This window comes from Streptomyces sp. WM6372 (assembly GCF_001279655.1).
Taxonomy (GTDB): Bacteria; Actinomycetota; Actinomycetes; order Streptomycetales; family Streptomycetaceae; genus Streptomyces.
Genome location: NZ_LGDB01000082.1, coordinates 41196 through 62666, shown reverse-complemented (window position 1 = coordinate 62666; position 21471 = coordinate 41196). Strand labels below are relative to the sequence as shown.

Annotated in this window: 19 protein-coding genes; 5 read left to right on the top strand and 14 right to left on the bottom strand. The window is 73.9% G+C overall.

From position 1 onward, the window contains the following. Positions 1–97: 97 nt before the first annotated feature. Both ADK52_RS08340 and ADK52_RS08335 read right to left on the bottom strand, forming a co-directional pair. A complete protein-coding gene (locus ADK52_RS08340; protein ID WP_053689113.1) occupies positions 98–1159 on the bottom strand; it encodes a sugar ABC transporter permease in 1062 nt (353 codons plus the stop codon). Further along, positions 1156–2367, bottom strand: coding sequence for an MFS transporter (locus ADK52_RS08335; RefSeq protein WP_420714821.1), 1212 nt, complete (start codon positions 2365–2367; stop codon positions 1156–1158). Before ADK52_RS08335 ends, ADK52_RS08340 begins: the two co-directional genes overlap by 4 nt. Before the next feature lie 173 nt (positions 2368–2540). On the opposite strand from ADK52_RS08335, the gene ADK52_RS08330 reads away from it, so the two are divergent. Together ADK52_RS08330 and ADK52_RS08325 are read left to right on the top strand one after the other, a co-directional pair. Continuing rightward, positions 2541–3224 carry a hypothetical protein gene (locus tag ADK52_RS08330; RefSeq protein ID WP_053689112.1) on the top strand — a complete coding sequence of 228 codons (684 nt, stop codon included), beginning with the start codon at positions 2541–2543 and terminating at the stop codon, positions 3222–3224. A 172-nt stretch (positions 3225–3396) separates the two neighbouring features. Continuing rightward, positions 3397–4068 carry a sigma-70 family RNA polymerase sigma factor gene (locus ADK52_RS08325; protein WP_078988130.1) on the top strand — a complete coding sequence of 224 codons (672 nt, stop codon included), beginning with the start codon at positions 3397–3399 and terminating at the stop codon, positions 4066–4068. A gap of 112 nt (positions 4069–4180) precedes the next feature. Here the strand turns inward: ADK52_RS08325 and ADK52_RS08320 are convergent, their stop codons facing one another. The 7 genes from ADK52_RS08320 to ADK52_RS08290 form a co-directional block, all read right to left on the bottom strand. Beyond that, positions 4181–5710, bottom strand: coding sequence for a hypothetical protein (locus ADK52_RS08320; RefSeq protein WP_234343544.1), 1530 nt, complete (start codon positions 5708–5710; stop codon positions 4181–4183). 128 nt (positions 5711–5838) lie between these two features. Then, a complete protein-coding gene (locus tag ADK52_RS08315) occupies positions 5839–7308 on the bottom strand; it encodes a serine/threonine-protein kinase (protein ID WP_053689110.1) in 1470 nt (489 codons plus the stop codon). Positions 7309–7316: 8 nt separating this feature from the next. Continuing rightward, positions 7317–8132, bottom strand: a complete 816-nt coding sequence (locus tag ADK52_RS08310) for a serine/threonine protein kinase (protein WP_199828466.1) — start codon at positions 8130–8132, stop codon at positions 7317–7319. A gap of 112 nt (positions 8133–8244) precedes the next feature. Further along, positions 8245–10275: a family 43 glycosylhydrolase gene (locus ADK52_RS08305; RefSeq protein WP_053689108.1), complete on the bottom strand. Its 2031-nt coding sequence runs from the start codon at positions 10273–10275 to the stop codon at positions 8245–8247. Between the two features lie 19 nt (positions 10276–10294). Then, positions 10295–11791, bottom strand: coding sequence for a hypothetical protein (locus tag ADK52_RS08300; protein WP_234343543.1), 1497 nt, complete (start codon positions 11789–11791; stop codon positions 10295–10297). A 49-nt stretch (positions 11792–11840) separates the two neighbouring features. Next, positions 11841–13358, bottom strand: a complete 1518-nt coding sequence (locus tag ADK52_RS08295) for a peptidoglycan DD-metalloendopeptidase family protein (RefSeq protein WP_053689107.1) — start codon at positions 13356–13358, stop codon at positions 11841–11843. Positions 13359–13545: 187 nt separating this feature from the next. Continuing rightward, positions 13546–14226, bottom strand: coding sequence for a TetR/AcrR family transcriptional regulator (locus ADK52_RS08290; RefSeq protein WP_053689106.1), 681 nt, complete (start codon positions 14224–14226; stop codon positions 13546–13548). Between the two features lie 186 nt (positions 14227–14412). Here ADK52_RS08290 and ADK52_RS08285 point away from each other — a divergent pair, with 186 nt between their 5' ends. Continuing rightward, entirely contained in the window at positions 14413–15447 is a 1035-nt protein-coding gene (locus ADK52_RS08285) for a medium chain dehydrogenase/reductase family protein (protein ID WP_053689105.1), read from the top strand. Next, complete coding sequence (locus ADK52_RS08280; RefSeq protein WP_053689104.1) at positions 15444–15848, top strand: helix-turn-helix domain-containing protein; 405 nt, start codon at positions 15444–15446, stop codon at positions 15846–15848. The genes ADK52_RS08285 and ADK52_RS08280 overlap by 4 nt, the downstream gene beginning before the upstream one ends. Here ADK52_RS08280 and ADK52_RS08275 read toward each other — a convergent pair. The 4 genes from ADK52_RS08275 to ADK52_RS08260 all read right to left on the bottom strand — a co-directional run bounded on the left by ADK52_RS08275 (position 15841) and on the right by ADK52_RS08260 (position 19298). Continuing rightward, positions 15841–16812 (bottom strand): arylamine N-acetyltransferase family protein, encoded by a 972-nt coding sequence (locus ADK52_RS08275; RefSeq protein ID WP_063783794.1) that lies wholly within the window; start codon positions 16810–16812, stop codon positions 15841–15843. The genes ADK52_RS08280 and ADK52_RS08275 overlap by 8 nt on opposite strands. Before the next feature lie 104 nt (positions 16813–16916). After that, positions 16917–17315: a VOC family protein gene (locus ADK52_RS08270; protein ID WP_053689103.1), complete on the bottom strand. Its 399-nt coding sequence runs from the start codon at positions 17313–17315 to the stop codon at positions 16917–16919. A gap of 74 nt (positions 17316–17389) precedes the next feature. After that, entirely contained in the window at positions 17390–17812 is a 423-nt protein-coding gene (locus ADK52_RS08265) for a GNAT family N-acetyltransferase (RefSeq protein WP_063783793.1), read from the bottom strand. A 142-nt stretch (positions 17813–17954) separates the two neighbouring features. Beyond that, positions 17955–19298, bottom strand: coding sequence for a lamin tail domain-containing protein (locus tag ADK52_RS08260; protein WP_053689164.1), 1344 nt, complete (start codon positions 19296–19298; stop codon positions 17955–17957). Positions 19299–19718: 420 nt separating this feature from the next. Here ADK52_RS08260 and ADK52_RS44395 point away from each other — a divergent pair, with 420 nt between their 5' ends. Then, a complete protein-coding gene (locus tag ADK52_RS44395) occupies positions 19719–20654 on the top strand; it encodes a helix-turn-helix domain-containing protein (RefSeq protein WP_267887239.1) in 936 nt (311 codons plus the stop codon). Here ADK52_RS44395 and ADK52_RS08250 read toward each other — a convergent pair. After that, positions 20641–21201 carry a hypothetical protein gene (locus ADK52_RS08250; RefSeq protein ID WP_053689101.1) on the bottom strand — a complete coding sequence of 187 codons (561 nt, stop codon included), beginning with the start codon at positions 21199–21201 and terminating at the stop codon, positions 20641–20643. The genes ADK52_RS44395 and ADK52_RS08250 overlap by 14 nt on opposite strands. Positions 21202–21471 lie beyond the last annotated feature (270 nt).

The window sequence follows — 21471 nt, the reverse complement described above, 5'->3', positions numbered from 1 at the left end:
GGATGTACCGCAACTGAGATCTACTGCAGGCCAGAAGTCAAACAAGGGCAGCGCGTGAGCATGACGTCACCCTTGGCCGTGATCGCCCGGACAACGCCTAGACGTCCCCGATCTCGACCAGCCCGGTCAGTGCCGCCAGGCCGAGCGCCAGGAAGAAGTCGCCCCACACCAGCTCGTGGCGTGCCGCGATGCCCTTCCCGGCGTCGTAGCAGCCGTCCAGCAGCATGCCCCGGGTCAGGTGCTCGCCCACCAGGCGCTCCAGGACCGCGGCGGCCCGGTACGCGTACTGCGCCGCGGCCGGGCAGCCCGGCAGTCGGGCGAGTTTCAGCAGTGCGACGGCCGCGATGGCGGCGGCGGAGGTGTCCAGGGGGCCGGCGGGCCGCTCCTCGTCCGCCAGGGGTACGAACGGGGTGCAGGGCCGCGTCCACGCGTCGGCCAGCCGCCGCGCCGCCGCCTCCAGCCGGTCCGGGGCGCTCCGGGCGACCCCGGGGCGGTGCAGGGCGTCGGCCACCGCCAGGAGCAGCCAGGCGCTGCCCCGGCTCCAGCCGGCGGGCGGTTCGTCGCACGCCCGCCAGCCCGCCTCGGCGTGGAACTCCCAGGCCGGTACGGTGCGTCCGCCCGCCCCGAGGCAGAGGTCGAGATGCCGGTGGAGGTGGGAGGCGGCGGCGCGTTCGCCCTCGGGGCCCGCTGCGGCGAGCAGCGCCACCATGCCGGGTACGCCGTCGACCCGGGCCAGCAGCCGGGGGCCGCCGAAGGCCGATCCCCAGGGCACCAGCCCGAGTTCGGGGTCCAGCGCGGCCAGCGCGGCCTCGGCGGCCCGGGTCCGCAGCTCCCGCGCCCCGGCGTCATCGCCGGCGAGCGCCGTCCCGTACCAGAGGATCAGCCCGCGCGTCGCGGTGTCGGCCTCGGCCCAGTCGGCCAGCCGCGCCGTGCACGCGGCGGCGGCCGCCCGGTCGCCCGCGTCCCCGGTGTGCCGGGCCCGCAGCCACAGCAGCCCGGCCCAGAACCCGCCCGTCCACGCCCCGCGGCCAGTGGTCGTCCAGCGGCCGGTGTCCGGGTCCGCGTACAGCGGGAACCAGTCACCGGTCTCGCTACGGGTGGCGGCGGCCCGGTCGAGTACGTCGGCCAGCGCCCGCCCGGCCCAGTCCGCCCGGGTCACGCCGGGACCTCCGTACGCGGGCCGCGCCGCCGTTCCCGTACGGCCCAGGCCGTCGCGACGGCGGCGGCAGCGGTGAACTCCGCGGCGACCAGCAGCCAGCCCGGCCCGTACCGGCCCGCTTGTGCCAGCAGTCCGAACAGCGGCGGCCCGACCGCGAACCCGGCGAAGAACCCGGCGGCGACGAGCGCGGACTCCTGGCCGGCCCGGCCCGGGGCGGCCCGCTGCATCACCAGCACCATCGAGACGGCATTGCCGGAGACGGCGAAGACCCCGACGGCGACGACCGCGACCCAGACCAGCGGCCGCGCGTACAGCGCGGCGGCCAGCAGGCAGGCGGCCAGTACGGCCCCTGCCGCCAGCGCGCCGGGCAGCCACTCGGCGCGCCCCGGCCGGGCCGCCTTCGACCAGCCCACCCGGCCGGCGATGCCCGCGACACCGAGGACCGCCACCAGGGCCGCGGCCGCCGTCGGCCCCATGCCGAGCTTCTGGGCGCCGAAGAGGGCCACGTACGTGTTGACCGAGGCGATTCCGCAGCCCAGGAAGAGGGAGAAGACCGCGAGCCAGGCGATGGTGCCTCGCGGGACGAGCGATGCGCCCGGCGCCGCGGCCTTCGCCGGCGGATCGGCGGGCAGGGCGCGCTGCGCCCAGAGCGCGGCCAGTGCGGCCGCGGCGGCGGCCGTCCATACGGCCCCGCGCCAGCCGACCCCTCCGGCCAGTGCCGCCAGCGGCAGCCCGGCGGCGAACGCCCCGAGCTGGACACCGGACTGCTTCATGCCGGTCACCGATCCGCGCCGGGCGGGCGGGACGGCGGCCAGGATCGCCTTGTTGGTCGCCGGATTGGCGAGCGCCTGCGGCAGGCCGCCGAGCGCCACGGCGCCGAGGAGGAACCCCGGGCCGGGCGCTGCGCCGATCAGCGCGAGCGCGGCCGCGGACACCAGCAGCAGGACGACGAGGGAGCGGCGCGGGCCCGTCCGGTCCACCATGCGGCCGCCGACCGGCGAGAGCACGGCCGCCGTCCCGAAGCCGATCGTGGTCGTCAGGCCGAGGACGGCCGGTGAGACCCCCAGTTCATCGACGAGGCGCGGGCCGAACGCGCCGAGCAGGAACAGCTGGAGCATCGAGAAGGCCATGGCGCTCGTGAGCAGCGCCGTCAGCCGGCCGTCCACCGCCGCCTCGGCGGTCCTCACCGATGCCGTCCGCTGCCCCACCGCCGACTCCCTTTCCCTGGGCTCCATTTGGATCCAGAGCAGGAGTCGGAGCGGTGAACCAGAGGGTTCCCGGGCCCTGTTGTGGCGTGCGACACATATGGTTTTGTCCGGTCGTGCCAATTACGGGCGCCCCTCTGTGGCCGTCTTCAGAGGGGTGCGACGATGAGCCCGCCATGACTCCCGGTCGATGTTGCCGCGCGTTCAGGGCCGCGTTGTTCGCGGCCATCTGCGTGCTGCTCGCGTCCCTCGGCCACCTCCTCATGTCGGGGAGGACCGTCCCCTGGTGGGCGACGGCAGCGGCCGTGGCGGCCACCGGAGCGGTCGCGTGGATCCTCTCCGATCGCGAACGCGGCCTCCTGGCCGTCACCTCCGCGACCGTCGCCGTCCAGGCCGCCCTGCACACCGGGTTCACCCTGGCCCAGGCCGCGGTCGGCCCGTCGACGGACCGGCCACCGCCGCCGGGTGCGGGCGGGCACGCCCACCACACCGCGCACGCGATGGCCGACAGCAGCGGCATGACCGTGCAGATGCAAGCGCAGATGCACATGCCGATGCCGATGCCCGCCGGTCACGACACCGGCTCCACGTCACCGACCGGCATGCTGGCCGCGCACCTCCTCGCCGCCCTGCTCTGCGGGCTCTGGCTCGCGTACGGGGAGCAGGGCGCGTTCCGCGTCCTGCGCGCCCTGGCCGGTCTGCTGCTCGTACCGCTGCGGTGGGCCCTGCGGCCCCCCGCGCCCGCCGGCCGGCCGCGCCCGCGCGTGAGTCCCGGCCTCCGCGCCCGGCCGCTGCGCGGGCTCCTGCTCGTCCACGCCATCACCTCACGGGGACCGCCTCCCGGGACCGCTGTCATCTGACAGCCGGCTCACCGACGTGCGCGACACCGCTCCGCCGCGCGCCTCGGTCATCGGCCTCGCCGTCCGGCGGGCCGTACCCCTCACCGGCCCGCTCACCGGCCCGCCCCGCCACGCCGTGCGTGCGCACGCGGCGCCGGACCCGGATTCCGGATTCCCAGAAGGACATCAGGCGATGACCCCTGCCCTGCTTCCCCGTCCGACCGCCGCCGAGACGGCACCCGCACGCCACACCGGCGGCCCGGACGAGTCGACGACCCTGCTGGCGCTCGCCGCGCGGGACGGCGACCCCGACGCGGTGGACCGCTTCGTACGCGCCCTGCACCGCGACGTCCGGCGCTACGTGGCCTACCTCAGCGCCGATCCGCAGGCGGCGGACGACCTGACCCAGGAGACCTTCCTGCGCGCCCTGGGCAGCCTGCACCGCTTCGAAGGCCGCTCCTCGGCCCGTACGTGGCTGCTCTCGATCGCCCGGCGCACGGTCATCGACAGCCTCCGCCACAAGGCGGCCCGCCCCAGGATCTCGGACCGGGACGACTGGCAGACCGCCGCCGAACGGTCCCAGCCGCGCGATCTGCCCGGCTTCGAGGACGGAATCGCGCTCGCGGAGCTGCTGGGTACGATCCCCGCCGAGCGCCGCGAGGTCTTCGTCCTCACCCAGGTCCTGGGGCTCCCGTACGCCGAGGCGGCGAGCGCGCTCGGCTGCCCGATCGGCACGGTCCGCTCCCGCGTCGCGCGCGCCCGCACCTCGCTCATGGAGCTCCTCACGGACGCCGACGCGGACTCCGACACGGACTCCGCCGCCGGGACCGGAGCTCCGGCCCTCGCGGGTGCGGCCGCCGCCTGACCCCCGGCCGGCCGGGGCGGGGCCCCGAAGCCCCCGCCCCGGCCCTGGAGGGCGCCCGGCACGACTGTGCGGACGCCCCCTGGAGGGTGTCCGGAAACGGCCGGGACACGGCCTAGCCGCCGCCCTTCAGCCGGCGGATGACCTCGTCCGACACGCGCCGTTGGAGGTCGGCGAGTTGCTCGGGGGTGTAGGCGGTGAGGTCGCCCGGGTCCTTGGCGCCGCCGCCCGGGCTCTGGCCCGCCTGTTGCTGTTTCTGTTTCTCCTGCTCCCTGCGCTGGAGTTCCTGCTCCTCCGGCGATCCGGGCGCCGCGTACGCGCACTTGATGAGGCCTCCGTCGGCGGCCTTCAGGCAGGTCGCCTCGCGCCCGCCCACCTGGCCCCGGCCCTCGACCCGGTACCGGATGTTCTGCGCGCTGCCGACCGTGGCGGTCCACGTGCTGCCGCCGGTCGGGACGACCTCGAACACCTGGTCGTCGTTGTAGCAACAGACGTCCCGGTACTCGGCCTTGATCAGGGCGACGAGCGCCTGCGGCGACGACCACGTCGGATCGAGCCGGTGGACGGTCATCGGGGCGAGTCCGCCGCCCTGGTGGCGGGTCGGCACGGTCGACACGGCGACCACCGAGCTGGCCTCCCCCTGCGGGGTGAGGGGGGTGACGTACGCGCTGCGCCCGCTCGTGTCGCGGTAGTGGAGGGTGAACTCCGACTCGTTGCCCGCGTTGGCCCCGTCCTCGGAGGCGTCCCAGCCGCTGCGCTCGAACCACCAGTCGCTGAAGCTGCCGACGGCGGCGGTTCCCTCCCGCTGGCGGGCGGCGAGACTGAGCGGATAGGACGGGCCGGGAACCTCGGCCGTGTCGGTGGTGATCGTGAGCTTCCCGGTCCGCCCGTTGTAGAGCGCGACTCCGGCGGGCCGTTCGGTCACCACCAGGAGCCCGGTCTGGCGCTTGAGGGGGACGACCACGGTCGGGGTGTCTCCCGAGCAGGACACGTACGCGTCGTCGGCGTCGAAGCGCACCCAGCGCTGCAGTGCCGAGATCTTCCGGCCGAGGTTGTGGCCGAACCAGCCGCCGATCCGTGCGTCGGCCTTGTCGATGTCGAACGAACAGCGCTGCTGGCTCCGGCTGTTGCCGCCGAGCGGGACGTCCTGCTCCAGGCCGACCTCGTACCCGGAGAGCCAGCCGCGCCGTTCCACGAGGGTCGCGAACCGGTCCGAGTCGGGCAGGTACGTGATGTCGGAGATCTCGCCGGTGACGTCGCCGAGGTGCGGGGCGGCCTGCGCCTTGCCGACCACGTAGGGCGCGCGGGCCGCCATTTCGGGCACCGGCTCGCTCACGATCTGCACGTTCTGCATGTACGCCCGGTCCTGGAGGTAGGACCCGTACACCAGCCACCAGATCCCGATGCCCAGCCCGAGGACGGCGCCGAGCCATCCGAGGACCACCCCGGCGCTCCCGCCGCCCGCGCCACCGCCCCGCCGGCGCCGGACGAGCTTCACCGCCAGCCCCGCCAGCAGGAGGAGGGCGACGAGCAGCAGCGGCGCGGCCAGCCAGGACAGGAGTTTGCGACCCTCCCAGACGATGATCGTGGTGGCGTACGAGGCCCACCAGAAGAAGAGCCCCGCCAGAAGTACGGGTATCCCCACCCACCATGCCAGCGATACCCGTGATGCCCGCGATGTCCGCCCCATGACCGCCCCCCGCCGTCAGCCTGCCCAATTCTGTACCGGGTACGGGATGTTGTCAGCCACTCGACCGGTTCGGGGTGTCCGGGTCAGCGGGCGGCCGTGGGCGCCGGACATCTCGGGAGCGGGGGCCGGTCCTTCGTGCGCACGGCCGGCAGCCAGGCGATGGCGCCCGGGTCGGCGTTCGGCAGGCGGACCCGGAACCAGTGCGTGGAGCGCGTGTCCGACTCGTCGATGACCACTTCGCCGCGCAGCAGTTGGCAGTCGGCGTCGAGGACGTCGGCGTGCCAGACGCGGGTCGGCACGACGTTCCCGGCGATGTACGGCCGCATGGGGTCGATCGCCAGGCCCAGACTGCACTGCAGGTCCCGGTCCGTCCGGTCCTGGCAGGCCTTCTCGGCGTTGAACACCCGTACCTGGAGCGGCGGTTCGGCAGTGCCGACCTGCGCGGCAACGCCCCCCTCCCGGCCGGCGTGCCCCGCGTACCACCAGATCGCGGAACCTGCCGCGCCGCACGCCGCGAGGGCGAGGAGGGCGGTCCGCGCCGCTCGCCGAAGGCGGCCCGTCCGGGTCCGGGGGGCAGTACGGCCCGCCTGCCGGTCCGCGATGCGCTCCAGCAGGCTCTCGGCGGTGTGCGCGGCGCGCTCGGCGTGGGTCGGGGCGAGGCAGTCGGTGGCCAACAGGCGCCAGAACTCCGGGACACCGTTGGCCATGCGCAGGGGCGCACGCCCGGCGGCGTACTCCTGCACGGCGGCGCCCCTCGCCACCGGTGTGGCACCGGAGAACAGCGGGGCGCCCGAGGCGAACACCTCGTGGATCATGATGCCCAGGGCCCAGATGTCGGCGCTCGGACGGATCTCCACGCCCAGCTCCCCCAGCGGGGCCCTCCAGCGCTCGGGCGGGAGGTAGTCGAAGGTGCCCATCGGGGGCCCGTGCCCGTGCGTACCGGTGGTCAGCTCGGCGGCGAGCCCGAAGTCCGAGAGCTTGACCGAACCGTCCTCGCCGATGAGGACGTTCTCGGGCTTGAGGTCGGCGTGCACCCAGCCGGCGCGGTGCAGATGGGCCAGCCCCTCGCAGATCCCGGCGATCAGCCGGCCGCCTTCGGCCTCGGTCGTCCCGGCGCCGAGCAGATCGCGCAGGCTGCCCTTCGCCCGTTCCATGACCAGGACGATCGCCCCGTCCAGCGCCGGGTGGTCCGGTGCGCTGAGGACGGTGCTGTCCAGCAGCCGGATGAGCCGCGGATGCCCTGCCCGCACCCCGATCTCGACCTCGCGCCGGGCCGCCTCGGCCACGCTGCGGGCCTGGCGCGGTGCGAGTCCGGAGGTGGGCATGATCTTGAGGGCGACCTCGGCGGGCTCCGGGACCGCCGCGTCCCTCCCCCGCGCGGCCGCGCGCTCCGCGCGCCCGCCGGCCGGCCGGCCCGCGTACACGGTGGCCCAGCCCCCGGCCCCGATCGGCTCGGTGACCACCCAGTCGCCCACCCGGTGGCCCGCGGGCAGCAGTTCGGTGTGGCTGCTGTCCCACGAGGCGCCCGGACCGCCCGGACCCTGCACCCGCATCACGTCGCCTACCGCCCCCGCGCGCCCGCTTCGGCCCGGGGCGGCAGCAGTGCGAGGTGCTCCTCCCGTACGATGCCGAACCGCAGGGCGAGCCCGACGACCGCGTCCCGCTTGCCGTTGCGGCGGTCCGCGCCACTCGTACCGCCGCCCGCACCGGGATCGGGTGCGGCTGCCGCGAGGCCGATCCGCAGCTTCTCGTCGGCCAGGTAGTCGATGTGCGAGCTGACCGCGCGCGCCGTCAGCCTGCCGCCGGTGGCATGGCCCCGCAGCCGCTCGACGACCTGCGGGGTGGTGGGCACCGCGACCGGCGACTGGTCGCGCAGCCAGGGTTCGCAGAGGGCGACGAGCACCAGGAAGTAGGTGGCCGTCTCGTCCAGGGAGTACGCCGTGACGGTGCGGCTCGCCCAGGAGCCTCCCGCACCGGGCGGGTCCAGGTAGACGTGGTCGGGCGCGAACACCTGGAAGGAGACGGTGGTGCCGCGGCGCGTGGGCAGCACGACCCGGGAGAACTCGAACGGGATGGGTGCCCCGGCCCGGCGCGGCGACACCCGCAGGTACTCGCCGGCTCCCTCCGGGTTCTCCACGACATAGCTCTGGGTGGTGCTGTGGTTGGTCAGCTGCCAGTGGTCGTCGGTGACCCGGATCTCACCGGCCAGCCGGGAGATCGCCTCGTCGGCGAGCCGCAGTTCGACCGGGGTCGCCGAGGAACCGCGCCCGAACCGCGCGACCTCGCCCGGCCCGAGCCGTAACGTCACCGCGCCACCGCCCGGCTCCCCGTCGGCGCCGCCGCTCCCCTGCGGCAGATGGACGACTATGCCGCTCACCACTCCCCCTGTACGACGTGCCGACAAGACGTCGTACAGGGAACGTTACCGGTTGGAAGCCTGACCACAGGGGGGTTCACCGGCCATTTCCGGGACCCCCGCGAGCGCGGCCTCAGTACCCGGGAGTGCCTGTCGGGAGCGGCGCGACCAGGCGTTCCCCGAAGGAGTTCCACGGTCTCCAGCCGCCGCTGGGCCGGTCCTGGACGCGGGTGCGGATCCGGCCATCGGCGGTGACGGCGAAGACGTGGAGCCGGCCCGTGGCGTCGGCCGCGGCCGTGGGCGTGGCGGCGAGCGGCACTCCGGGCTCCCCGAATTCCTCGGCGGCGGCCCAGGTCCCGCCGGGGTCGGCGTACCAGCGGTGACCGAGCGGGGCCCCGCCGGGCGACAGGGCGAAGGCCTCCAGCCGGCCGTCGGCGCTGGGCGCGAGCAGCGGTGCCGCGGCCGACCAGCCGAACAGGTGCTGCCAGTCGCCCCAGCCGCCGCTGGGTACGGTCTGCCGCCGGTGGAAGGTGGCCAGGCCGGACGGGGCGATGGCGGCGACGGTGAGTCTGCCCGTACCGTCCCGCGCGGCGCGCGGGGCCCCGCCTGCCGCGGTACCGAACGCCTGCCATCCCGCGGCCCAGGCGCCGCCGGGGGCCGTCTGCCAGCGGTGGTGGATCGCGGAGCCGCCCGGCGCGAGGGCGAACACCTCCAGCCGGCCGTCGGCGTTGGCGGCGACGGCCGGGGGCGCGCCGACCGGAGCGCCGAACTCCCCGTCCCACGCGTCCCAGCCCAGCGAGCCGGGCGACGACTGCCGGCGCCGTGCGAGGGAGGCTCCGCCGGGGGCCGGAGCGAAGGCCTCCAGCCGGCCGTCGGCGCCCCGGGCGACCGACGGGGCGGCTCCCGCCGGCCCGCCGAACTCCTCCCAGGCGTACCAGCCGCCGTCGGGCCGCTGCACCCGGTGGTGCAGGTTGACCGCGCCCGGGGCGAGGGAGAAGACCTCCAGGCGGCCGTTGACGTTGCGGCCGAGGGTGGGGACCGCCCCGGCCGGCCCGCCGAAGGACTCCCACTCCGACCACGTGTCGGACTGCGGGTCGAGCTGGACGCGCCGCAGCATCGACCGGTCACCGGCATCGAGCGCGAACACCGTCAGCCGGCCGTCCACGTCGAGGCCGGCGACCGGGTTGTCCATGCTCTGCCAGGGCGGCGGTGCGTCGTCCCGCCAGAGCAGGGGTGCCACGTACAGGCCTTGGCGGAACCAGCCCGCGGCGCTCGCGTACCAGTCCTGTCCGTCGGAGACCACCTCGACGGCGTGGCCGGGGACATGGCCCGCGTGGCCGTCGAGGCCGAAGCGGAACGGGTCCCGGGAGACGAACACGTCCGTACCCTCGTAGCCGCCCCGCGGGCCGATGAACAGGTGGTACCAGCCGTCCCGTTCGACCACGCACGGCGACTCGGTGACCGATGGCGTCGCGTCGGTGCTCGCGTCGGTGAAGGCGGTCTCCGGTGCGCTCCAGTGCAGGAGGTCGGCGGAGCGCCGTACGGCCACGATGTGCCGGCCGGGCGGGGCGGACAGCTCGGTGTAGTACATGACCCACTCGCCGGCGATCCGCGTCACCATCGGATCGCGCGCCGCCGGCCCCCGGAAGAGGGGGCCGGAGGGGACGCGGGTCCAGGTGAACAGGTCGGTGGAGGTCGCGAGGTTGATCGCGGCGCCGCTGCGGCCGCCGGCGGCGTAGAACATCCAGAACGTGCCGCCCGCCTCCACGACGTACGGGGCCCACAGGTGCTCCTCGCCGAAGTAGGACCGGTCGACGGTCAGCGCGTCGGCGTGCGTGGTCCACGGCCCGTACGGATCCGGGGCGGAGGCGTGGGCGAACGCGACCTCGGCCGCGCTGTCCGGGGACTCACCGGGCGGTGCGCTGTCGCCGACGATGCCGAACAGGTGCCACCGCCCGGCCGCCTTGATCAGCGTGTGGTCGTTGAGGTAGCGCCGGCGGCCGGGGAGGGACGGATCGTGGACGTGGGTGAACTGCCCGGCCCCGATCCAGCGGTGCGGCGGGGTGTCCGCGGCGGTGGCGGCGCGGGCGAGGGCGGGCAGCGCGAGCACGCCCGTCCCGGCGACGGCGCCCCGCAACAGGTCGCGCCTGCTGATCGGTTGCACGGACCCCACTCCTCCCGTATCAGCTGACGCCGGGCCCGGCGGAGTTGCCGACCCACGTCCATTCGGACCAGGTGGAGAATCCGGTCTGCCACTTGTGGAACACGCCGGCGCCACTCGTACCGAAGACCTCGATGCGCCCGTCGGCATTGGTGGCCGCGGTGATCTCGGTCCCGCCGCCGCCGAACTCGGCCCACTGGCTGAACGGGGCGTTGACTCCGGTCTGCCAGGCCTGCTTGGCCACGCTGTTGTTGATGGCGAAGACCTCGACCCGGCCGTCGGGCGCGCGTTCGCTGGTGAGCTGCGCGTCGGCCGGTCCCCCGGCGGGCTCCCACTCCGACCAACTGGTGGGATTCGTCTGGTACTTGTGGAAGACGCCGACGGATCCGGAGGCCAATACCTCCAGGCGGCCGTCCTGGTTGTGGTCCACGGTGAGGTCCCGGCCGCCGCCGCCGAAGTCCTCCCAGGCCGACCAGCCGCCGCTGACCGCCGTCTGGTACAGGTGCTGGAAGGTGTCGCCGTTCAGGGCGAAGACTTCCAGACGCCCGTCGAGGGACTTCTCCATCTCGATCCGGCTGTTGGCCGGACCGCCGCCGGCGGGCTCCCACTCCGACCAGCCGCCGTTCGGCGCGGCCTGGTACCTGTGGAACACCCCGACCGGACCGGAGGCGAACACCTCCAGACGCCCGTCGCCGTTCGCGCCGACCGCGATGTCCTTGCCGCCCCCGCCGAAGGACTCCCAGCCGGACCAGCCGCCCGAGGGCTGGAGCTGGTAGCGGTGGTAGAAGGTGGTGTCGTTGATGGCGAACAACTCCAGCCGGCCGTCGGCATTGGGGCCGATCGCCAGCTGCGCGCCGCCCGGGCCGCCGAGGGCTTCCCATTCGGACCACGAGCCGTTGACCGTGTTCTGCCAGGCGTGGTGGATGCCGTCGGCCCCGGCCGCGAAGACCTCCAGCCGGCCGTCCGCCGACCGGGCCGACACCACCCGGCCCGACTCGGCCGGATAGGTCAGCGGGCCCGGTCCGGGTTCGTGGTGGCCGAGCCGGTCCACCGCGGCCCGGGCCTCGTCCATGTGCCGCCAGTGCACGCCCGCGTTGTACGTGGACCAGGGCTCCCAGTTCGTGCCCCCGGCGGAGATCTTGAAGGCGGCGTTCGCGTTGCACTGGGCGTCGTAGGCGCAGGTGTCATCGACCTCGGGGTGCCAGTAGTCGTTGATCTGCCAGAGGCCGCGGTCCCTGGACGGGGGCGTGTTGTTCTGGACGTTGGTCGCCGACGGGTTGCAGCTGGACTCCGCGAGGGCGACGGCGACGGCGGTGACCAGGCCGTCGCCGCGGAATCCCGCGTTGTAGCCGGTCTGCGCGCACAAGTCGCTCGACGCGGCGGAGGCGGGCGAGGCCCCGGCGACCGGTCCCGCCGCTCCGAGCAGCACGGCCAGCGCCGGTGCGGCCAGGCGGCGGACGGTGCGGCGGCGCGGCGACGGCGTCGTACCGGTGGGTAAGGAGCGCTGGGTCCTGGACAACTGCTTCCCCCTTCGGGCGTGCTGGATGCAGGGCGGCGGCGAGGTCGGGTCAGTTGACGGCGGGGCCGGCGGTGCCGGTCACCCACGCCCATGCGGACCAGGTGGAGAATCCGGTCTGCCACTTGTGGAACACGCCGGAGCCACTCGTACCGAAGACCTCGATGCGCCCGTCGGCATTGGTGGCGGCGGTGACTTCGGTCCCGCCGCCGCCGAACTCGGCCCACTGGCTGTACGGGGCGTTGAGGCCCGTCTGCCAGGTCTGCATGGCCACCGTGTTGTTGATGGCGAAGACCTCGACCCGGCCGTCGGCGGTGCGTTCACTCGTCAGCTGCGCGTCGGCGGGCCCGCCGGAGGGCTCCCACCCGGACCAACCGGTGTGGCTGGTCTGGTACTTGTGGAAGACGCCCACGGGACCGGAGGCGAAGACCTCCAGCCGCCCGTCGGCGTTGTGGTCGACGGTGAGATCGCGTCCGCCGCCGCCGAAGTCCTCCCAGGAGGACCAGCCGCCGTTGACGGCGGTCTGGTACTGGTGCTGGAAGGTGTCCCCGTTGATCGCGAACACCTCCAGCCGGCCGTCCGGGGACTTCTCCATCTCGATCCGGCCCTGCGCCGGACCGCCACCGGCGGGCTCCCACTCGGACCAGCCACCGCCGGCCGCCGTCTGGTACCGGTGGAAGATCCCGACCGGGCCGGACGCGAACACCTCGATCCGCCCGTCGGCGTTGGTACCGGCGGCGATGTCACGGCCGCCGCCGCCGAACGTCTCCCAGCCCGACCACCCGGCGGAGGGCGCGGTCTGGTAGCGATGCTGGAAGGTGGTGCCGTTGACGGCGAGCAGTTCGAGCCGGCCGTCCGCGTTGGGAGCGATGGCCAGTTCGGCGTTGCCGGGGCCGCCCAGGGCTTCCCAGGCGGACCAGCCGCCGTTGGCGGCGGTCTGCCAGGCGTGGTGCACGCCGTCGGCGGCCGCCGCGAACACCTCCAGCCGGCCGTCGGCCGACCGCGCCGACACCACCCGGCCCGACTCCACCGGGTGCACCACCGGCGCGGGTCCGGGGCCGGGGCCCTGGCCCGGCACGCAGGGGAAGGTCACCCCGCGTTCCGCGAGGTACGGCTCGGGGTCGGTGCGGACGCTCGCGTTCGGGTCGCCCCAGATCCGCAGGTGGAGGTGGGGCCCCTCGGACTGGCCTTCGCTGCCCACGAGCGCGATCTGCTGCCCGGCCGTGACATGGTCACCGGTGGCGACGTCCCGCCGCTGCATGTGCCCGTACTCGGATATCGTCCCGTCGCCGTGCAGGATGCGGATCCACTGGCCGTAGCCGTCTGCGGGACCCGAGTTGAGCACCTCTCCGTCGCCCACGGCATAGATCGGAGTGCCGTAGTCGCTCGCGATGTCTATGCCGTTGTGCTCTTGGCTGTAGTGCTGGATGATCCAACCGGAATTCGGGCACGAGGCGGCGAAGCCGGCGGCCCGGGCAGCAGCCGTGGACGGGGCCACGAGCGGCGGCAGTACGGCGGCCGCCGCCGCCAGGACCAGCCCCAACGCGCGTCGCGAAAGACCGAGAACCACGTGACGTTCCTCCCCCTGGGTCGTCGAGCCGGGACGTACGGGAACGTAGCAACGGCCCGGGACCAGGGGATCCGGAACATTCCGGAATGACACGCGAGCGCGGCTCGGGTAGGGCTGGGCCCTGTCTCTCGGATCAGGAGGCCCGGCCCGCGCTCAGCCGGTGGTCAGGGCGTCAAGGTGTCAGGCGTCAGGGCGTCAGGGCGTCCACTTCGGCCGCGTAGAGGCGGGCGGGGTCCAGGCCCATGCCCGTGAAGTGGCCCGCCAGTTCCAGGGAGAGCACGCCGTGCAGGCGGCTCCAGAAAGCCAGCGCCAGGCGCAGGGCGGAGGGCGGGGCGTCGGGGTGGCCGCCAGCCCACTCCCGGTGGCCGGCCAGGTGCTGCTCGAAGTCCCCGTCCCCCTCCCCCCGTTCGGCGGCCACACAGGCGTCGAGCAGGACGGACATCATCTCGGCGGTGATCGCGGTGGTGTCCTGCGGCGCGTGGTAGCCGGGTACCGGGGTGCCGTAGACGAGGAAGTAGCGGTGGGGGTCCTCCAGGGCCCAGCGGCGCAGCACCTTCGCCAGTGCGGCGAGGCCGGGCCGGCCCGCTCCCCCGTCGGTGTCGCCGTCACCGCCGTCACCGGCTGCGGCGAAGGCGTCGGCGAGGCTGCGGTACGCGTCCCGGATCAGCTCGGTGATCAGCTCGTCGCGGTTGGCGAAGTACCGGTACAGCGCCGGTCCGCTCATGCCCATCTGCTTCGCGATGGCGTTGAGGGACAGCGCGGAGGCCCCGGATCCGGCGATCTGCTGCCAGGCCTTCTCCTTGACCTCCTCGCGCACCTGCTGCCGGTACCGCTCGCGTGGGGATTCCGTACGTCCGGTCGTGCCCATGCCCGCCACCTCTCATCGCGCCACGTCACTGATGAGTTAGAAGCTATCACTATCGGCAGGTCCCCTCACGATCGGATGAGCAACTCGCTTGACATCTCCAATACACCCGCTCATTCTGGTTACAGCTTCTAACGAACACGAGAAGCAAAAACAGCAAGGCCAGGACAACAACCCCCTCTGGAGGTCATGGTGAACACCGTCGAGCGCGTGGAGATCGTTCTGCCGGGCAAGGTCGAGCCCGAGGGCCTGCAGCTGCACCGGGGCCCGGTTCCGGCGCCCGCGGCCGGACAGGTGGTCGTCGCGATGGAGGCGACCGGAGTCTCCTTCGCCGAGCAGCAGATGCGCCGCGGTCGGTACTACGACCAGCCCCCGTTCCCCTTCGTCCCCGGCTACGACCTGGTCGGCACGGTGCTGGCCGTGGGCGGGGGTGTCGGCTCGGACCTGCTCGGCCGGCGGGTGGCCGCCCTGACGAAGACCGGAGGCTGGGCGAGCCACATCGCGCTCGACGCCGCCGACGTGGTGGAGGTACCCGACGGGGTCGGCGCGGTGGACGCCGAGACGGCTGTCGTCAACGGCATCACCGCCTGGCAGATGCTCCACCGCAAGGCGCGGGTGCGCGCCGGCCAGACCGTCCTGGTCCACGGCGCCAACGGCGGCGTCGGCTCGATCCTGGTCCAGCTGGCGCTCGCCGCGGGGGCCGCGGTGATCGGCACCGCCTCCACCCGCCACCACGACGGACTGCGCGCCCTCGGGGTGACCCCCATCGACTACCGCTCGGGCAACGTCTCCGCACGGGTACGGGCCCTCGTGCCCGGCGGGGTGGACGCGGTCTTCGACCACGTCGGCGGCGAGGGCATCGTCGATTCCTGGCAGCTGCTGGCCCCCGGCGGCACCCTCGTCTCGTACGGCACCGCCGCCACCCGCGACGACCAGGGCTCCGGCTCGTGGCCGGTACTCAAGCTGCTGGGCCGGGTGTGGCTGTGGAACGCGCTGCCCAACGGCCGCCGGGCGTACTTCTTCAACGTGTGGGCCGGTCGGGCGTACGCCAAGAACCGCTTCCGGGCGCGCCTGCGCTCCGACCTGACCCAGGTGTTCACGGCCCTTCAGCGCGGTGAGATCACGGCCAAGGTCGCCGCCGAGATCCCGCTGGCCCGCGCCGCCGAGGCGATGCGCCTGGCCGAGTCGGGCACGGTCGCCGGAAAGGTGGTCCTGGTCCCGTGATCCGGCGTCCCGCCGCGGACCGCACCGACCGCATGTTCGCGCGGCGCGGGGCCGCCGTCACGCTCAACGAGATCGCCCGCGAGGCAGGCATCGGAGTCGGGACGGTGTACCGGCGCTTCCCCGACGTACAGGCGCTGGTCACCGGCGCCGACGTGTACGCCTTCCTGCACATGATCGGCGCCGTCGGCGACCGGACCCACGACATCGACCCCGAAGCCTGGCGCCGCTACGCCGAGGCCCTGCTGATCGGCTTCGGCCTGGACCGGGCACCGGCAGCGCACACCTCGGCGATGACCGACGCCCAGATCCGCCGCACCTGGCCCGAACCCGGTGCGCACCAGAGGCAGCGGCCCGCCCGGGACCCCGAAGGGCCGGCCGGACGGGCCCCGGGGCTCAGCTGACCGGCGCCGTCCTGCGGCGTCCGGCGCGGTGCGCCCGCGGCTGCTGGAGGGGCAGCGTCGACGGTTGCACGGTCGTCGGGTACATCGCGACGGCCTGACGGGCCACGTACACGCGGGCGATGAGCTCGTCGCGGTCGGACTCCGGCACCTCCATGCCGAACAGGTCGCGCAGGAGGGCCGGGATCTCCTCCGGGGTGTAGGTCTGCGCGGTGGCCGTGCCGTCGGGCTGGGTCCGGGTGAGGACGCTGCCGTCGAGGAAGACGTGCTCCCGCTCGCGCATCTGCTGGACCAGGAGCCGGCCCGCGAACGGCGAACGCGCATGCGTGGACAGGAAGTGGTTGGCCACGACCCAGTCCTGCGGATACCGCTGGTCGAGGGTGAAGGCGTGCAGGTCGTACCAGCCGTCGGCGCCCCGCGTCCGCATCGCGTACAGCCGGTCACCGGTCTCGGTGGTCGACCCCTCCAGCCGGAAGCCCCAGCCGCTGAACGAGGTCTCCGCGCCGTCCGCCAGTTCGATGGGCTCGATGGGGTTGCGGCCGAAACCGGGGTCGCACACCCACACCTTGCCGGTCTCGGGGGTCTCGCCCGTCTCCACGCGCAGCATGGCGTGCGTCGCCGCACGGACCGCTCCCTCGGAACCGATGCGGACCCGCGAGGCGAGCCCGGTCACCCGGAAGCCGACGCGTTCCAGCACCGCCGCGAGCAGCACGGTGTGCTCGTAGCAGTAGCCGCCGCGGCGACCGTGGACCAACTTGTCCTGGAGGTCCTGTAGTTCGAGGGAGATCGGCCGGCCGAGCACGATCTCGACGGTCTCGAAGGGTATCGAGGTGATGTGCGCACGCGTCAGCGCCCGCAGAACGTCGAGGGTGGGCACGAGCTCTCCGTCATAGCCGGTACGCCGGAGGTACGCATCCAGGTCGAGGCTGCCGCCCTGCCAGGCCGTGGCATCGTCGTTCGTCGTCATGGCAGACATGGTGCATACAAAACCGGTCATGGCCGGAGAGCACGGGGAAGAGAACGTCACGTCGCGGGGATCCCCGGGATCCCGGGGACACCCCCGCGGCCGCGTCAGGGCCAGGTGCGGGAGCAGAGCACCAGGCGGTAGCCGTCCGGGTCGGCGACGGTGACCCCGTACTCGTCCCAGTAGGGGTTGTGCGCGGGGACGCGCGTGCCGCCGTGCTCGACGAGCTTGCGGACGAACTCCTCGTCGGGCGGCTCGCCCAGGTAGACGACGAAGAGGTCGTCCACGGTGGGGGCGGGCACCATCGGGTTCTCGGGGTCGTGGGTGAGCTCGAAGTGCCATCCGCCCGCGGCCGGCCCGACCATGAGCAGGTCGTGCGCGCCGGACGTGCGCCCGGTACTGCGCCACTGCACTTCCAGGCCGAGCCCGTCGACGTAGAAGCGCTCGGCGGCCTTCAGGTCGAGGGAGGGGCGGGCGACGCGGACATGGGTACGTGAATCGATCATGGGGCAGAGGGTACGGGCGCACCTGTGCCCGGGCCAGAGGGCCCGGGCAGGGTGTGGCAGGTCGGGGGCGGCGGTCAGCGCAGGTTCATGGAGACGTGATGGGCGTCGATCCGGAAGCCGTTGCGCAGGTAGGTCCGGTGCGCGGCGTGGCGCTGGTGGCCCGTGTCGAGGTGGAACTCCTCGCACCCCTCGTCCGTTGCGATGGCCTTCAGGGCGGTGAGCATCCGGCTGCCGAGGCCGCGGCCGCGGACGGCCTGGTCGGCGACGAGGTCGTCCAGGTACAGGATGCGGCCCGAGATCATCGTGTGCATGACGCGGAAGCCCGCGACGACGCACACCTCGCCGTCCTCCTCCAGGTAGACGATCCGGTAGCCCTCCGCGGTCTGCTTCCGCCAGCGCTCGGCGAACCCGTCCTCGTCCAAGTGGGGCCGCAGCTGGGAGAAGACGGGCCAGCAGCGGCGTACGGCGCCCTCGTCCTCGGCAAAGATCACATCCATGGATGAAGGGTCGCACGCCGCCGCCGACTCCCCGCCTCCACCAGCCTGATCCGACCCCTTTGCCGTCAGGTCCGGTGGGGTGCCGTCAGGTCCCGTGTGCGGGCGGGGAGGAGGGCCGGGCCGGGGGGCCGCCGGGACGGGGTCAGCAGCCGATGGTGCCCCTGCGCAGTGCGTGGCCGCCGGTGTTGCTGTCGTCGGACCAGTACACGGGCTTGGTGCCGCTCACGCATTCGTCGGCTCCGGCGAGCGCGAAGCCCTCGTTGTTGAGGTCCGGCATGCCGCTCGGGCGGTCGTAGGTGGCGGTGAGGGCGAAGGTGCCGGAGGCGCCGATCTTCATGGTCCGGTGCCGGCCGTCGCAGGTGTCGTCACACACCAGCCACAGCCGCGCGGCCTGCGGCTCCCACTGGAGCTCCATCACGCCGGACACGCCGCCGGCGATCGTGGCGACGCGGGTCGCGGCCCCGCCGTCCGCCAGGACGTAGCCGTAGACGGCGCCGGTGCCCTCGACCCCGAGGAAGAAGACGCCGCCGGTGTGCGCGCCGTACCGGTTCGGGTCGTAGGCCGCGCCGGTCGACTCGTCCTTGAAACCGGCCGCCGTCAGGGTGGCGTCGGGGATCCAGGTGATCGCCTCGAAGCCGAGGTTGGAGCCGACGGCGGGCAGGCCTGCCGTCAGGTTCCACTCCTTCGTGGCGGTCAGGGCACTGCCCGCGCCGGTGGTGACGTCGTAGCGCAGGACGGACAGCCGGCTGGTGCCGGACGCGTCGCCGTTGCGCTCGGTCGCGACGTACGCGCCGCCCGCCGCGCCCGCGCCGGTCAGGGTGACGGCCTCGCTGTCCGGGCTGCCGGTGCCGCCGGGGTAGCGCAGGGTCTTGCCGGAGGACCAGCCGTTCGCGGTGTCCGGGCGCCAGCCGCCGGAGCCGTCGCGGACCAGCCGCCACAGCTTGCCGGAGTTCTGGGCGCCCCACAGCACGGAGCCCTCCTGGTACAGGCCGCTGAGGTCCTGGCCGAATACGTTCGAACCGTCGGCCGTCGTCGCGGAGCTGCCGCCGGGCCAGGCCACCGGGTTCGTGGCGCCGCCCCCGGAGCCGCAGTCGTTCGGCGCGCCGAGCGTCAGGGCCGCCTTGGCGAAGGCGCCGGTGCCGTCGGGGCAGCGCGACCAGGAAGGACTGGAGTGGCTGCTCCAGCCGAAGCTGTCGACCAGGGTGCTGCCGTCGGGGAGGTAGAGGCGGGCCTGGTCACCGGAGCCGAGGCCGAACGCCGCGTCCACGTCGAAGGCGCGGGCCGCCCCGGGGGCGAGCACCGTCCCGGACGGGATCGTGAACTTCGAGCTCTTGTCGTCGTCCTTGAGGATCCAGCCCGAGATGTCGACCGCGGCCGCGCCCTTGTTGAACAGCTCGATCGAGTCGTCGACGCTGCCGGTCGTCACCACCTCGTTGATGCGGATGTCGTCGGCAGGGGCCGCGTGCGCCGCGGGCGCGAACAGCATCGCGGCGGCCGCCAGCGTGGAGCCGGCGACGGCGAGGTGGAGCGGGGCGAGGCGAAGACGCCGCTGGGATGTGCCTGCTTCGAGCACGGTGACCGTCCCGGGTGAGTGGGGGCTGGAGCCACACGAGGGTCCCGGCCGGCCCCGAACGGCCGTCGGCGTCCGACGGGTTGTCATGTGAACGCATGCCGAACGGCACGTCGCGCACCGCTCGCGTACCGCCGTCCACCTGTCCGCCCGTCCGCCCGTCCGCCCGTAGGGACGGACGTCCGGCCGTACGGGTGCCCGGCGTCGTGATCCAGCCCTTCCGGGGGCGCGGTGCATGGAGCGGCGGATGCCGGGGCACCGATGCCCGCGTGCACCTTGCAGACGCGACACACCGCTCCACCACCCTGTCGCCCCCGGGGCCGAAGGAGGCGTGACGTGCCGTCCGGCTTACCTCCCCCGTCCCGGGCCCTCGCCAGGGACGCCTGCCCCCATGGCACGTGGGAAGTGGTGCGCGGCCTGCCGCATCCGCGGCTGCGGCCGGGTGTGCGCGGTTACCGGGGCTACCGCATGGACCTCGGGTACGGGCGCCGGCGGCTGGAGGTGCCGGACGCCTGTGTCTCGCTGGTCTTCAACCTCGCCGACCCGGTGTGGGTGACGCTCGGCACGCAGCGCGACGCGACCGCCCGCCCCTACACCGCGCTGCTCTCGGGCCTCCAGACCCGGCCCACGCTCGGTGAACACGCGGGCCGGGTGGAGGGCGTGGAGGTGCTCCTCGCGCCGTGGGCGGCGTTCGGACTCCTCGGCCAGCCGATGGGCGACCTGGCCGACCGGATGGCCGAGCCGGTCGAACTCCTCGGCCGGCGGGCCGATCTGCTGGCCGAGGCCCTGTACGAAGCGGTCGGTTGGGGTCCGCGCTTCGCCTTGCTGGACGAGACGCTCCGCACCTGGACCGAGGCGACCGGTACGCGTGCCGCCGAGCCGCTGCGCCGCGCGTGGGGGGAGTTGGTCCGCAGCGGTGGCAGCCTCCCGGTCGGGGAGCTGGCGGTACGCACCGGCCGCGGCAGGCGGCGGCTGGAGTACCTCTTCCGGGAGCAGATCGGTCTGACGCCGAAGACCGCGGCGCGCGTCCTGCGCTTCCAGCGCGCGCTGTGGCTGGTCAACCACGGCGGCCGCCCGCTCGCCGACGTGGCCGCGGCCTGCGGGTTCAGCGACCAGGCCCATATGAACCGGGAGTTCAGGGCGATGAGCGGGCGCTCGCCGCGGCGGTTCCGGTCGGAGCGCGGTGCCGACCTGCCCGGGCCGGCCGGGGTCGACCGGGTGACCGGGCAGGTCACCAGCATCGTGCTGCCCGGCCGGGTCAGTCGATCTTGATGGAGCTGACCCGGTTGTCCCAGCCGCTGCGCATCGCGTTCTCGATGTGGTTGGGGCCGGTGTTGCCCGGGTACCAGTACCCGCCGCCGCCCGCGTTCTCCGCGAGGTGCGCCGTACAGGCGCCGGTCCAGTAGGAGGACGTGGCGTTGTCGAAGCTGTACGCGGAGAGGTTCTGCCAGTACCCGCGGTCGTAGAACTTCAGGTCGCGGCCACCCTTGTCCGTGTACTGGTACAGGTCCAGCGGGGTGGAGCAGGCGGCGAGGACCTGCCGCGCGGTGGCGGTGGCGCGCAACTGCCCAGCCCGTGCCTCCTGTTCGGCGGCCGTACGGAAGCACTCCACCGCCCCGCGGCCCTGCCACACCATGCAGACCCTGGCCTCGCCCCAGTCGCCGGACAGGTCCAGGGTCCGTCCCTCGAACGAGGCGTACCGGGCCGTGGCGTCCGCGGCGGGGGCGGCGGCCGCTCCGGCGGGTGCGCCGAGGAGCACGGAAGCCGCGAGCGTTCCTGCCGCGACGACGCCGAACGTCGTCTTGCGCGTGTCGAACACGGGATGCGTCCCTTCACGAGGTGCCGCCCGGCGGCTGCCGGGACGCCCCCATCCTGGAACCACCTCCGCGCCGGCTTCTTGAACAAACGCGCACCCCGCGCCGATGGACCGGTCACGGCGAGAGAGGCGGTCCCACTCTCGGTGACCGCCGGTTTGAGGGCCGTCAGGCTGGTCAGACGCCAAGGGCCACTCCCCCGCCCACGTGAGCGGCACGAGTCGGGGACCCGCACACGGCGGGGCGGCGGAGACGGCGGCCCTGACGTCCAAACG

What these genes read in the sequence shown, in the direction of transcription:
- ADK52_RS08260 (WP_053689164.1), bottom strand. Translation starts at nt 19,298, where the DNA reads ATGCTGTTCGCGCCCGCGGCGCACGCGGCCCCTGCCGACGACATCCGC.
- ADK52_RS08285 (WP_053689105.1), top strand. Translation starts at nt 14,413, where the DNA reads ATGGTGAACACCGTCGAGCGCGTGGAGATCGTTCTGCCGGGCAAGGTC.
- ADK52_RS08330 (WP_053689112.1), top strand. Translation starts at nt 2,541, where the DNA reads ATGACTCCCGGTCGATGTTGCCGCGCGTTCAGGGCCGCGTTGTTCGCG.
- ADK52_RS08270 (WP_053689103.1), bottom strand. Translation starts at nt 17,315, where the DNA reads ATGATCGATTCACGTACCCATGTCCGCGTCGCCCGCCCCTCCCTCGAC.
- ADK52_RS08265 (WP_063783793.1), bottom strand. Translation starts at nt 17,812, where the DNA reads ATGGATGTGATCTTTGCCGAGGACGAGGGCGCCGTACGCCGCTGCTGG.
- ADK52_RS08315 (WP_053689110.1), bottom strand. Translation starts at nt 7,308, where the DNA reads ATGCGGGTGCAGGGTCCGGGCGGTCCGGGCGCCTCGTGGGACAGCAGC.
- ADK52_RS08325 (WP_078988130.1), top strand. Translation starts at nt 3,397, where the DNA reads ATGACCCCTGCCCTGCTTCCCCGTCCGACCGCCGCCGAGACGGCACCC.
- ADK52_RS08275 (WP_063783794.1), bottom strand. Translation starts at nt 16,812, where the DNA reads ATGACGACGAACGACGATGCCACGGCCTGGCAGGGCGGCAGCCTCGAC.
- ADK52_RS08290 (WP_053689106.1), bottom strand. Translation starts at nt 14,226, where the DNA reads ATGGGCACGACCGGACGTACGGAATCCCCACGCGAGCGGTACCGGCAG.